The organism is Alicyclobacillus shizuokensis NBRC 103103 (assembly GCF_001552255.1).
In the GTDB taxonomy this organism is placed as follows: domain Bacteria; phylum Bacillota; class Bacilli; order Alicyclobacillales; family Alicyclobacillaceae; genus Alicyclobacillus_G; species Alicyclobacillus_G shizuokensis.
In genome coordinates this window covers 42157-53148 of the sequence record NZ_BCQV01000003.1, presented here as the reverse complement: position 1 = coordinate 53148, position 10992 = coordinate 42157, and the positions used below count along the sequence as shown (strand labels likewise).

The window sequence follows — 10992 nt, the reverse complement described above, 5'->3', positions numbered from 1 at the left end:
CCCGCCGCTCCGAACGCGGCAGGCTTGGGCCTGCGGCGGGCCGGAGCGGCGGCCGGTGTGGCAGCGTTGCTCGTCGCCCCTGGCTACTGGGCATTCACCCCCATCCAGTACGGGGTGAACGCGGTCATGCCAGCGGCCGGCCCGACCGGGACGTTCACCCGCACCAGCCTGCCCTTCTTCGCAGCGACCGGGCAGAGAGGAAACTTCCAGCCAGGCCGTTGGGCGGGCCGGTTTTCTAGCGGGGAAACAGGCGGCTCCCCCGGAAGCAGTTGGAACGGAGCAGCCGGTAGGCGCTTTGGCCGCGGCTACTTTGCCGGCGGCGCGCGCGGGTACAGCGGGGCTTTCCCCGGCGCCACCAACGGCGGCAGCTTCCCAGGCGCAAGCGGCAGTGCCAACAGCGGCCTCGGCAACGGACCGGACGGGAGCAAGCGCGGGTTGAGCGACGTCGAAACGGTGGACAGCGCACTGATAAAATACCTGGAGCGCCACTACAAGGCCTCGGCCGGGGCGTATCTGGTGGCGACGCAGAACGCCAACCAGGCCGCGCCCATCATCCTCCAAACCGGTCTGCCGGTCATGGCGATGGGCGGCTTTTCGGGGTCGGACCCGGCCGTAACCGTCCAGGAACTGCAGCAGTTGACCCAATCCGGCAAGCTGCGCTACTTTTTGATTCAATCAAGCGGGCGGTTTGGCGGGCAATCGCAGGTCACCCAGTGGATCCTCCAACACTGCAAGGTGGTACCGGAATCAGCCTGGACCTCGTCGTCCGCATCCACCGGATCGTCGACTCAATCCGCTGCGGCCGGCCGGAATGCGGCTTCCGCGCAGGGGCAGGGTGGATTTTTGAGACAGGGAGGCGCACAGCTGTATGAATACACCGGCTCCAAATGAGTTTCGCCGGCCGCAGGGCGACCCGCGGACGCCGCAGTTCGCATCCGCACACCACCGGGTGGACGCGGCTTCGCACGCGGGGCCGGCGTTCGGCCCGGCAGCCGCAGAGGCCGTGCGTTACTCGGTCGTCATCCCGGTCTACAACGAGGAAGCGGTGCTGCCGGTGACCTACGAGCGGCTCAAGCCGGTCATGGATCAGTTGGGCCATCCGTACGAGATCCTGTTTGTCGACGATGGCAGCCAGGACACTTCCGGGGCCTGGCTCACCTCCCTCGCGCAGCGCGACGCGCACGTGCGGGTGCTCCACTTCTCGCGCAACTTCGGCCACCAGGCGGCGATTACGGCCGGGATCGATTACGCCCGCGGCGCGGCGGTCATCGTCATGGACGCGGATTTGCAAGATCCGCCGGAACTCATCCCGGAGCTGATCGCCAAATGGCAGCAAGGGTACGATGTGGTCTACGCCCAACGCACCCGCCGCCGCGGCGAAGGGGTCTGGAAACGCACAACCGCGGCCGCGTTCTACCGCGTTCTCGGCGCGCTCACCGACATCCAGATCCCCATGGACACGGGGGACTTCCGCCTGATGGACGCCACGGTCTGCCAGGTGCTGCGAAAACTGGACGAGCGCGGACGGTTTGTGCGCGGGCTGGTGGCCTGGGTTGGCTTCCGCCAGACGGCGGTGCCGTATGTTCGGGACCCCCGCTACGCCGGGGCGACGAAATACCCGCTGCGGAGGATGCTGCGCCTGGCGGGCGACGCCGTCACTTCCTTCTCCACCAGGCCGTTGCTGTGGCCGCTGTACCTAGGCGCGTTGGCTATGGCGATTGGACTCGGCCTGGCGCTGGCGACGCTGGTTGAAGGCATGGCGGGCGGCGCTTGGCCCGTCGTGCTGTGGCTTACAGCTCTCATCATTGGGCTGTCCGGGATAGAACTGTCCGCCCTCGGCGTCCTCGGCCAGTACGTCGCGCGCATTCACAGCGAGAGCCGCCGCCGGCCGCTGTACGTGGTCGCCGGCAAGGATGGGTTTGACGACGGATTGGGCGCGGAGACATGACGGATACCGGGCGTGCACCGGGTGTCGCCGGCCAAGGGGAGACCCGATTCGGTCAGGCCGTGATGCCACAAGCGATGCGGTTTGCGCTCATCGGCATGTTCAACACCGGCCTTGACGTGGGCGTGTTCTGGCTGCTCGTGCACCTTGGCCACTGGCCATGGCTTGTGGCCCAGTGCGTCAGCTACACCTGCGGCCTCGTCAACAGCTACCTGTGCAACCGCACCTTCACGTTCCGGCAACAGGCGCACCCCAGCCTCCGGGAGGCGTTGCGCTTTGCGGCGGTGAACGGGCTCTCCTGCGGCCTGTCCCTTGCGCTCCTCGCCATCCTGCGGCACGCAGGCTGGCCGGCGCTGGGAGTCAAGATGACAGCCACCGGCCTCACCACCGTCGTCAACTTCGCCGGCGGCCGCTGGTGGGTGTTCCGCAGCCGCCCCATTCGCTAGAATGGAACCCGAGGTGACACTGTGTACAACAACGCCGATATCCGCATTCTCGTCGTGGACGACGAGCCGAACATACTCCAGTTTCTAGAATTCGGACTGAAGAACGAAGGTTTTCAGGTCGAAACCTGCGCTGACGGGCTGGAAGCGGTCAACCGCGCCCAGGGCTTCCGCCCGCACGTGGTCATCCTCGACGTCATGATGCCCGGCATCAGCGGCTTCGAAGTGTGCAGTTTGCTCAAACGCAGCCAGAACGTGGCCGTCATCCTGCTGACCGCGAAAGATGAAGTCGAAGACCGGGTCAAAGGGTTGAACCTGGGCGCCGACGACTACGTGGTCAAACCGTTCAGCTTTCAGGAACTATTGGCGCGCATCCACGCGCGCATCCGCGGCCAGTTTCCACAACTATTGGACGAAGTGAGGATTGGACCGTTTCACATCGACGACGCTCGCAAGGAAATCCGCTACCAGGGACGGGCGCTCGCGCTCTCGACGACCGAATACGACGTCCTGCGCTACCTGGTGCTCAACCACGGCATCGTGCTCAGCAAAGCGAAGATCTTGGACGAAGTATGGGGCTACGACTTCCAGGGGCAAGACAACATCGTCGAGGTCTATGTCAAATCCCTGCGCGACAAGCTGGGCGACAGCGACCACCGGCTCATCCGCACCGTGCGCGGGCTCGGCTACAGGGTGGACCTGCCATGACGAGGCTGCCGTTTCAACTCCCCCGCTCCCTGCGCGCGCAGCTTTTGGTCCGGTGCCTGGCCATCCTGGCCGGGTTGCTCGTGTTCATCGGCTTCTTTCAATACCTGGCGATGAGCCGCTTTGTGTACCAGAACACTGCGCACATGGTGCACACCCAGGTGCGTGCTCTGCCGCTGCGCTTTTGGCTGCACGATGCGCCGCGCCTGGAAGGTAGATGGGCCGCGGGCAGCCTTCTCAACCCTGGAGCCGCCTTTACCGACAGCGGCACGGCGAGCCCAGGCAAGGCCCGTGGGAACGCCACCGTCCCGCGTGAACGCGGTGCATCCAGCGGGAGCACGACTGATGCGGTCGATGCCGATCCGTCCCTATCCACAGCGACCGGCAACCCGACGGCCGCGCAGCGCCCGTTACCCATCCCGTTCACGCTGCCCGGGGCCATCGTCACCTTCATCGACGACACGGGCGGGTTTCACGAGCTGTTCCACCCACAGCAGGCGGATGCCGCGCCGCACCTGCCGAAGACTGTTTACCAGGCCGCGCTGACGTACGGGCAGGCTGACAACCAGTACCAAATCGTCAAGACACCAGCCGGCGCGCAATTGGTCGTGTTAACGCCCATCGGCCCGCCCGGGCAGCCGTCCGGACTCATCCAGGTCAGCGCCGATGTCGCCCAAATTCGCCACGTCGTCGTGCAGCAACTGCTGGTCTTCATCATCCTGGCCGCGGCCGCGCTCTTGGCTGCCATCCTGGCGCTGACCCCGACGGTCCGGCGCACCCTCGTGCCGCTCTCCAGCATGATTCGGACTGTCCGCCACATTGGCGCCGGCAACCTCGCGGAGCGCGTGCAGTTGGTCCGCCCGCAGACCGAGGTGGCCGTGTTGGCCGAGTCCTTCAACGCCATGCTTGAGCGGTTGGCGCAGGCGTTCGCGAACGAGCGGATCGCGACGGAACGGATGCGCCAATTTGTCGCCGACGCTTCGCACGAACTGCGCACGCCGCTGACCTCCATCCGCGGCTTCCTTGAGGTGCTGCAGCGCGGCGCCGCCAAAAACCCCGAGCAGCTGGAACAGGCGCTCACCAGCATGCGCGCCGAAACGGAACGGCTCAGCCACCTGGTGGAAGACCTGCTGACACTCGCCCGCTTGGACGGCCAGCCGGAGCTGAACCGCCGCCCGGCTGATCTCGGCGGACTGTTGGACAGGATGCGCCCGCAGTTGGAGGTGCTGGCCGGATCGCGCCAGGTGCGTCTGAACGTGGCATGCCCGGCGCTGGTCGAAGCGGATGTGGACAAAATGAAGCAGGTGGTGCTCAACCTGTTTCAAAACGCCGTCCACCACACCGCGCCGGACACCGGCCGAATCGAGGTCAGCGTGCAGGCGGAGCCCGACGCCGTCCTGCTGACCGTGCGCGACAACGGCAGCGGCATCCCGCCTGATCGGTTGCCGCACATCTTTGACCGTTTTTACCGCATCGACGCCTCCCGCAGCCGTGCGGCCGCCCCCGCGACTCAGGGCGCCGGACTCGGCCTCGCCATCACCCAATCCATCGTCCAGCTGCACGGAGGCAACATCGAGTGCGAGAGCGAGTTGGGCGTGGGCACCACGTTCACGGTGCGGCTGCCGCCGTGCAACCCGGACCCGGCAAAGCCGGGTGGCGAAGCTGGCCGTTAACGGACCGCGCACACGCAGCGCGTGCGTTTGGCCCTCATGCGCTCGGCTCGGCCAGCGCCCGCGCCACCGCCGCCATGTCGGCATCCGCCAGGCCCTGGTCGGCCGCCCGGTCATACGCCGACAGCGCCGCCTGGATGGCCGCGCCTGCGTGCCCCAGATCGCCCAGGAACGCCTGCGCCAGACGCAGGTCTTTGCGCATGTGTTTGAGCGCGAACGCCGGTGCGTACTCGTCCGCCGTCCACAGCGGCCGCTTCATGGCCAGGATGGGTGACCACATCCCCGTTTCGGCCAGCACCTTGAGGAACGCCTCCCGGCCCAAACCGGCCTTGTCCGCGGCCGTCAGGCACTCGCCCGCCGCCTCCACCACCACGCCCAGGTACGCGTTGACCAGCAGCTTCATCGCCGCCCCCCTACCGACCGGGCCCAGGTGGAAAGCGTGTCTGGCCATAGCCGCGAACACCGGTTGCATGCGCGCAAACGCCTCGGCCGATCCGCCCGCCAACACCACCAGTTGCCCTTGCTCCGCTGGCTGGACAGATCCGGACACCGGCGCGTCCATGAACTCCAGCCCCGCCTGCGCCAGCCGCTGCGCGACGGCCTGCGTCTCCTCAACACCGATGGTGCTCTGGTTGACGATGAGGGTTCCCATCGGGACGTGGTCCGCCACGCCGTCCGGTCCAAACAGCACCTCGCGTACCGCCGCGCCGTCGGCGACCATCAGAATCACCGCGTCACACCCGTCGACCGCCTCGCGCGCTGACACGCACAGACGTCCCCCGCCCAGGTTGTAGTCCCTCGGCGTCCGATTGAACGCCCGCACGTCAAACCCCGCCCGCACGAGGTTGCGGGCCATGGGCAGACCCATCGCGCCCAAGCCAATCCAGGCGACCTTGCGGATGGGCCGGGCGGCGCCCTGGATTCCGCCCGCCGCCTCGCTTTGTGTCGTGGCTGCTGTCGTCCGCATCTCCTGCTGCATACGTTTCACTCCCATCTCATCGGTTCACAAGGGCAACCCTTTCCGGTGATAGTATAGGACGGCATGGGATGAGACGATGGGTGACTAAAACAAAATTTCGGTTGCGTCCGTCAAGCCTGGGTTCCGCTGATGGCGCGCCGGCCTATCCCAGGTCGGAAGGATGAGCGTCGTCCTCCCCTTCCGATTCCACGTACCGCTTGAGCGCGGCCAGCTTCTCATCCCAAAATCGCTCGTAATCGGCAAGCCAACGCTTGACCTCCAACAGCGGCTGGGGCTGTAAATGGTACCGAGTTTCCCGTCCGACCCTGCGGCTTTTCACGAGCCCAGCGTCGCCAAGCACGCGCAGGTGTTTGTTCACCGCGGTGCGGCTTATCGGCAGGCGGTCACTGATGGACGCAATCGACAGTTCGTCCGCCTCCGCCAGGAGTCGAATCACCTGGCGCCGGTTGGGATCCGCGATGGCCTGAAACACGTCATGTCGGACGGCAGTGCGCATCATTTCTCAACATAGCCTCGCAGGGACTCAAAGACCAGGCGATTCCATCCGCCATCCATGCGATCCCGAACCACCGTGTGGGATTCACCAAACTCGGTCACCTTCTCGGCATCCCAGCCAGAATGGACAAGCGTCAGTTCCGTTTTCCCGTTTAGATCTTTCAACTCAAACAGGACGTGCCAGTCCTTGCCCCAGTTGAACCCTATGCGGTGGGGCGGATTGACCTCTGTGACTTTGCAGGGCGACTTTCCCCAGGGACCTGCGTCCAGCATAAATTCATGACCGACAACAGGTTGAAAGTCGCTTGGCATAAACCACGCGGCAATGCCTTCCGCTGTGGCAACCGCCTTCCACACCTTGTCAATCGGTGCATTCAAAAGGACGGTCTTGCGAATATCGGAGATTTTCGAGTCTGGCATCCTTTTACCTCCAGCCGCTTTGACATGACACCCAAAGGTGTTATTTCAACACTATATGAATCCTTGGGAATGTGTCAAGCACGCTGGCCGGATGACGTCCGCCTCCTTGTCCCGCACATGAAAGCGAGGCGCGCGTTCCCAATGGAAACACGCGCCTCATACCGATGATTCCCCTAGCGTGATACCAAATGTGGCTGCCGGACCGCACCGCGCGTTGCGCCGGTGGATCATCCCTGCAGCTGCTGGGCCTGCTCCTGCCGAGCCTTGGCGGCTGCCTCCACCCATGTTTCGCGGAGGCCGCGGATATGGTCAAGGACCTCCACGACCGGATGGACGTCCTTTTTCAGGTTGGCCTCGACCAAGCGCTGGTGAAAGTATTGATAGAGGGACGCCAGCGGCTTCGAGATCTCGTACTGCATGTCAAGCGGCCCCCACAACCCTTCCCGGATGATGCTCTGCGCCTTCATCAACTGCTTGTGCGACACGTCGACATCGCCGCTCTCCAGCGCCGCCTTCGCGTTCTCCAAAGCGGCAATGAGGCCATCGTACAGCATGATGAGCAGCCGGTCCGGGCTCGCTGTCTGCACGGACGCCTGACGGTACGCCGCATATGCTGGATTCGTCACGAATCAAAGACCTCCTTACGACGAAGAACTGGAAGACCCGAACAGACTAGACAGGTAGCTGGACTGCGTACTCAGCTGCGCAATGGCCTGCTCCATCTGGCTGAATTCGTTTTGGTAACGCTGCTGCAAGTCGCTGATCTGTTGCTGCATATCCTCGGCCTCGGAATCCATGCCGGATATCTGCTGGCCCAAAAAGCTGATATCGAGACTATCCGAGCCAAACAATGTAGAAAAGTCGGCATTAGGATCTATCAATGTGTACGGAAGAAGCCCGGCCCCAGAAATGGTTGTCCCGTTCGAAGTTTGGGTCTGGATTTCACTGAGAATGTTCGGGTTGCTTCCGGCTTCATCGGTCAACTGCTGGATGGAGTTCGAAAGATCGTTGTACAACTGCACAGCGACGCCTGTGCCCATAGACGATCCGCTCGATATCTGCGGGTTGTTCGTAAACAGTCGCATCACCGCCTGCGGATCGGCCTGAATGGCGGCACGCAACTGGTCCGTGTCAATCTGCAGCAGCCCGTATGTGTTCCAGCCGGTGGTTGTCACCCCAGGCGCCGTTGCTCCCGACGAGACGCCGGTCAACGGGTCAATCGGTGTGATGCCGATGGAAGCAAGCGTATTTAATGTCACCGTTTGTCCGTTGACGGTCGACTGGGTCTGCCCGGAGAGCTGCAGCTGCATGTCGTTCTCCAGCGTGTCCATGATGCTGCCCAAAAGCGGATCGTTGGCGAGCATGCCGCTCTGCGCCTGCTCGTTCCATTTTTCGATTTGGTCCTGGGTCATCTGCGACGCCTGCTGCGCCGTCAGCGGTTGGTAGTCGTAATTGCGCTGCTCGTTGTACAGCCCCTGCATCAATTGCAGCGTTTGATTGTACTGCTGCACAAAGTTGGTGATGGCATTGACAATCGAGTCCACGTCCGTTCCCACCGTCACGTTGGCGCTGCCGGTGGAATACAGGTTCAGGGTGAGACCGTTGTAGGTGGCCTGGTTGGTCGGACTGGTAGTAGTGTAGCCGTTGATCGTGTACTCCGCGTTCTGGGCCACACGCTGGCTGTCGGTGGCTGAGTAACTGGGCAGCCCGAGGGCACCGGACGGATCATCCACGCTGATGAGCGAGAGCAGGTCGTACGTCGTGCCCGTGGTGGAATCGGTCTCGTACGGATTTAAGGTCAAGGTTCCGTCCCCGTTGACCTGCGCGGATACGCCGGTGGTGGACGAATACTGGTTCACGGCGGCGGCGATATCCGCCGCTGTCCATCCCGCTTGGAGCGTGATGGTCTGTCCGTTGATTTGGATCGTCGTGTTCTGGGCGAGGCCTGCGGAAAGGTCCTTGGTGGTCAAGGACTGCGGCTGTCCCAGGTTGAAGGCGGCGCTCAAAAACGCGTACGTTTGGCTGTCCACCTGGATCTTCGCCGCGCCGCCCGTCGAGGACGTCTGCAGGACCACACTGCCGGTGTTCGGATCGGCAAACGCGGAGACCCCAGTAGCGGTGTTGCTCGTGATAGACGACAACACGGACTGCAGTGTGTCGGACGCACTGAACTGCAGCGTTTGTCCATTGATGTTAAGGGTGATGCCGTTGCCGCCGTTGACATCCCCGACCGTCTCCGTGCTCAAATTGGCCGTGACCGGCGATGTCGAAACCACGGTCGCCCCCTGGGCCAGCCGGTTGACCGTGACGCTGTACGTTCCGTTGGCCGCCAGCGTCGTGGCGCTCCCCGTCACCACAGAGGTGTTCGACGAGGTCACTGAGTGCGCCATGAATGTGGATTGCAGCTGCATCGACTGCACCGTGTTCTGCAACTGCGTGAGCGAAGCGTTGACCTGCTGATACCGCATCTCCTGCCACTGCAGGATCTGCCGCTGCTGCAAGAGCTGCACAAGCGGCACCTGGGCCGCCTGCACCATGGCGTTGACGATGCTGTCGGTGTCAACGCCAGACGCCAAACCGGACAGCCCCGAGCCCAGCGTGTACGTCGCCTGGTTTATTCCGCTGGCGGAGCTTCCGCCACCCGAATAACCCCCCGACAGCGCACCGATGTAAGTCATGGCAAGGCCTCCTCATAAGGAAATACGCGCGGGTGCACGCATGGATTTAGGTACAGAACGCGGATGCACGATTCGCAGACCGTTAATCTAAGCCGCGCACAAGGCAGGAGACGTGCAGAACCGCCTTGGCCGGGAAACCGGCCAAGGCGGCCGGCTTCCCGCCAAAGCAGCACCGAATCAACCGAGCAGCTTGAGAACCAACTGCGGCTGCTGATTGGCCTGGGCCAACATGGACACCGCCGCCTGCTGCAGGACGTTGTCCTTTGTGAACTCAGCCATCGCAGACGCCATGTCGGTATCGGTGATGCCGGATTCGGCGGAGGTCAAGTTCTGCGACGAGGCCTCCAGGTTGTTGATGGTGTGCTCAAGACGGTTTTGATAGGCGCCCAGATTGTCGCGCTGCGTCGATACCGTTTGAATCGCCTTGTCAATGGTGGTTATAGCGGCGTTTGCGGCCGACTGGCTCGACACGTCAATGCCGCCAACCTGGATGGTGGTGTCGGCGGCTGGCGCAGCGTCCAATTTGAAGAGCGTATTACCGGCGGCATCTTTGTACGTCACACCATCGGTAGATGTGGCGATAATGTTGCCATTCGAATCTTTCAGGTACTGGTCAGTAGCGTCCAATGTGTACGTACCAGCCTGCAGGCCGGTGTTGGCCACGTCGTGGTACCCAACAGCGGTCAGGCCGCCGCTAGTGCTCGAGATCGTAATTTCACCAGAGGTGACGGCTTCAGTGGCACCGCTGAACGCCAACTGATCAGCGCCGGACGGGTCGGCCGTTGAAACGTAGGTAATGCCACCGTCCGTGCTCGTGGCGACCACCTTGCCGCTGCCGTCCACCAGGTTGTAATTCGAACCGTCTTGCACGACGTTGTATGTTCCAGCCGTGAGCGTGCCGTTGGTATTGGTGACGGTTGCAGAAACCTGCTCGCCGACATCGCCGGCCACGCCCAGCGCGAAGCCGCGCATATCCCCAATGCTCAGGGACAGGTTCTGATCCTGGTTGGCCCCAATTTGGAATGTGCCGCTGAAAGAACCGTCCAACAAGTTCTTGGTGTTGAACTGTGTCGTGCTGCCAATACGGGAGACTTCCTGCGAGAGCTGGTCAATTTCCGTCTGAATCTGCGCACGGTCCGCATCCGTGTTCGTATCGTTTGCCGCCTGGACGGCCAGTTCCCGCATGCGCTGCAGGATGCTCTGCGTCTCGTTGAGCGCACCTTCCGCGGTCTGAATCAACGAAATTCCATCCTGCGCATTCTGCGACGCCTGGTCCAAACCGTTGATCTGCGCCTGCATCTTCTGCGAAATCGCCAGGCCCGCCGCGTCATCGGCCGCGCTGTTGATGCGCTTGCCGGTAGACAACTGTTGCAGTGCGGACTGCAGGCTGTTCTGGTTCTGGTCCAGAGCCGCCAGAGCGTTCATCGAACCCAGGTTGTGGTTGATGATGAGTCCATAGCTCATGCAGTACACCCTTCCCTTGTGAGGTTTCCCCGGCTGCGCGGGGTTCGGAGGACACTTGTCCATCCACTCATTCCTTATATCGGCGGAAAGCGCCCCAAACTTGCATCGTTCGTCATGAAATCGCGTGCTGGAAATCAAGAGGGCTGGAAAGAGGAGATCGAGAGGCCAATCTATATCTCGACGCAGCCCGGTA

Annotated in this window: 11 protein-coding genes; 5 read left to right on the top strand and 6 right to left on the bottom strand. The window is 62.9% G+C overall.

What is annotated here, in order from left to right; all coding sequences use genetic code 11:
* From ASH01S_RS18770 to ASH01S_RS01705, 5 genes are all read left to right on the top strand, one after another.
* A partial coding sequence (locus tag ASH01S_RS18770) for a mannosyltransferase YkcB-related protein (RefSeq protein WP_505578020.1) occupies positions 1-891 on the top strand: 891 nt, incomplete at its 5' end.
* Positions 869-1948, top strand: a complete 1080-nt coding sequence (locus tag ASH01S_RS01720) for a glycosyltransferase family 2 protein (RefSeq protein ID WP_083516727.1) — start codon at positions 869-871, stop codon at positions 1946-1948. The genes ASH01S_RS18770 and ASH01S_RS01720, both read left to right, overlap by 23 nt.
* The gene (locus tag ASH01S_RS01715) at positions 1945-2391 is read left to right on the top strand and encodes a GtrA family protein (RefSeq protein ID WP_083516726.1); all 447 of its coding nucleotides are present in this window, start codon (positions 1945-1947) and stop codon (positions 2389-2391) included. The genes ASH01S_RS01720 and ASH01S_RS01715 overlap by 4 nt, the downstream gene beginning before the upstream one ends.
* Before the next feature lie 21 nt (positions 2392-2412).
* A complete protein-coding gene (locus ASH01S_RS01710; protein ID WP_067922465.1) occupies positions 2413-3096 on the top strand; it encodes a response regulator transcription factor in 684 nt (227 codons plus the stop codon).
* Positions 3093-4766, top strand: coding sequence for a sensor histidine kinase (locus ASH01S_RS01705; RefSeq protein ID WP_067922462.1), 1674 nt, complete (start codon positions 3093-3095; stop codon positions 4764-4766). The genes ASH01S_RS01710 and ASH01S_RS01705 overlap by 4 nt, the downstream gene beginning before the upstream one ends.
* Before the next feature lie 34 nt (positions 4767-4800).
* Here ASH01S_RS01705 and ASH01S_RS01700 read toward each other — a convergent pair whose 3' ends face one another.
* From ASH01S_RS01700 to ASH01S_RS01675, 6 genes are all read right to left on the bottom strand, one after another.
* Positions 4801-5742: an NAD(P)-dependent oxidoreductase gene (locus tag ASH01S_RS01700; RefSeq protein ID WP_067922459.1), complete on the bottom strand. Its 942-nt coding sequence runs from the start codon at positions 5740-5742 to the stop codon at positions 4801-4803.
* 142 nt (positions 5743-5884) lie between these two features.
* The gene (locus ASH01S_RS01695) at positions 5885-6241 is read right to left on the bottom strand and encodes an ArsR/SmtB family transcription factor (protein WP_067922456.1); all 357 of its coding nucleotides are present in this window, start codon (positions 6239-6241) and stop codon (positions 5885-5887) included.
* Positions 6238-6657, bottom strand: a complete 420-nt coding sequence (locus ASH01S_RS01690; protein ID WP_067922453.1) for an SRPBCC family protein — start codon at positions 6655-6657, stop codon at positions 6238-6240. Before ASH01S_RS01690 ends, ASH01S_RS01695 begins: the two co-directional genes overlap by 4 nt.
* Positions 6658-6884: 227 nt before the next feature.
* Positions 6885-7283 (bottom strand): flagellar export chaperone FliS, encoded by a 399-nt coding sequence (gene fliS, locus ASH01S_RS01685; protein ID WP_067922449.1) that lies wholly within the window; start codon positions 7281-7283, stop codon positions 6885-6887.
* A 15-nt stretch (positions 7284-7298) separates the two neighbouring features.
* Positions 7299-9335: a flagellar filament capping protein FliD gene (fliD, locus tag ASH01S_RS01680; protein ID WP_067922446.1), complete on the bottom strand. Its 2037-nt coding sequence runs from the start codon at positions 9333-9335 to the stop codon at positions 7299-7301.
* Between the two features lie 177 nt (positions 9336-9512).
* Positions 9513-10799: a flagellin N-terminal helical domain-containing protein gene (locus ASH01S_RS01675; RefSeq protein ID WP_067922443.1), complete on the bottom strand. Its 1287-nt coding sequence runs from the start codon at positions 10797-10799 to the stop codon at positions 9513-9515.
* Positions 10800-10992 lie beyond the last annotated feature (193 nt).

Excerpts from the sequence above, each read along its gene's own strand:
- ASH01S_RS01690 (WP_067922453.1), bottom strand. The coding sequence starts at position 6,657 with ATGCCAGACTCGAAAATCTCCGATATTCGCAAGACCGTCCTTTTGAAT.
- ASH01S_RS01715 (WP_083516726.1), top strand. The coding sequence starts at position 1,945 with ATGACGGATACCGGGCGTGCACCGGGTGTCGCCGGCCAAGGGGAGACC.
- ASH01S_RS01720 (WP_083516727.1), top strand. The coding sequence starts at position 869 with ATGAATACACCGGCTCCAAATGAGTTTCGCCGGCCGCAGGGCGACCCG.
- ASH01S_RS01700 (WP_067922459.1), bottom strand. The coding sequence starts at position 5,742 with ATGCAGCAGGAGATGCGGACGACAGCAGCCACGACACAAAGCGAGGCG.
- ASH01S_RS01695 (WP_067922456.1), bottom strand. The coding sequence starts at position 6,241 with ATGATGCGCACTGCCGTCCGACATGACGTGTTTCAGGCCATCGCGGAT.
- ASH01S_RS01675 (WP_067922443.1), bottom strand. The coding sequence starts at position 10,799 with ATGAGCTATGGACTCATCATCAACCACAACCTGGGTTCGATGAACGCT.
- fliD (WP_067922446.1), bottom strand. The coding sequence starts at position 9,335 with ATGACTTACATCGGTGCGCTGTCGGGGGGTTATTCGGGTGGCGGAAGC.
- ASH01S_RS01705 (WP_067922462.1), top strand. The coding sequence starts at position 3,093 with ATGACGAGGCTGCCGTTTCAACTCCCCCGCTCCCTGCGCGCGCAGCTT.